Source organism: Candidatus Symbiopectobacterium sp. NZEC135 (assembly GCF_025962695.1).
Window position 1 is genome coordinate 1 of record NZ_JAGFPF010000937.1, and the last position, 830, is coordinate 830.

An 830-nucleotide genomic window follows, 5' to 3' on the forward strand; every position below is an offset into this window, starting at 1 on the left:
TATCGACTATTGTTTGGTGGCTGCCTTTTGCATTGCTGTTTCCGGCATATCCGGTTGCTCTTGCTGTTTCAAAATCACAAAAAGATATATTCAACGCTTTTGCGGATAAGAGTGGTGCGTCACGATTAATCAAATATTTTATTTCTGTTTTGTTGAATACTGCGCTAGCTAAAGAAATTAGAGTTTTTAATTTGTCAAATTTTTTCATGTCTAAACATCGAGAAAATTTTCACCAGCTTGAATGTGATTTAAATGAGATCAGAAAAAAACAGATATTAAGACCGCAAGGTTGGAACTTACTTTATCTGGTTACCGCCTCATCGGTCATGTATTGGTTTTCAAACCATATTTCACAGGGGGAAATTTCAACAGGCGAGTTACTTGGCGTCATTCAGTCTATCACTTTTTTTGGCCTGACATGTCAATGGGGGGTCTATACGTTAGCTTACCTGTCCGTCTGTTTTGAGTATTTTAGAAAACTCTATGACATTGAAAACCTGTGTCAGGATGAGCGTGCCATGTATTTTACATTACCTGATGATAAGACAATAATATTTGAAAATGTCTCTTTTTCGTATCGAGAGCAGCGATGTGCCGTGAGTGATGTCAGCTTTCAAATAAAAGAAGGTGAGCATATCGCTTTAATCGGAGAGAACGGTGCGGGAAAAAGCACTCTTGTTAAATTATTATGCCGACTCTATACGCCGACATCGGGGCGAATTACTCTGGGAGGTATAGATATTAATGAGATTGATATCACCGTTTGGCGCGAGTATATATCTGCTATCTTTCAAGATTTTGGTCATTATGTGCTCAGTGTTGAGGAGAAT

The 830-nt window shown here is 38.3% G+C and carries 2 protein-coding genes; one reads left to right on the forward strand and one right to left on the reverse strand.

Annotation, left to right across the window (positions count from 1 at the left end):
- The coding region (locus tag J5224_RS31570) for a hypothetical protein (RefSeq protein ID WP_264628927.1) at positions 1–208 on the reverse strand (208 nt) is incomplete at its 3' end.
- Here J5224_RS31570 and J5224_RS31575 point away from each other — a divergent pair.
- Positions 207–830: ATP-binding cassette domain-containing protein (locus J5224_RS31575; RefSeq protein WP_264628928.1), on the forward strand; the 624-nt coding region annotated here is incomplete at its 3' end. The genes J5224_RS31570 and J5224_RS31575 overlap by 2 nt on opposite strands.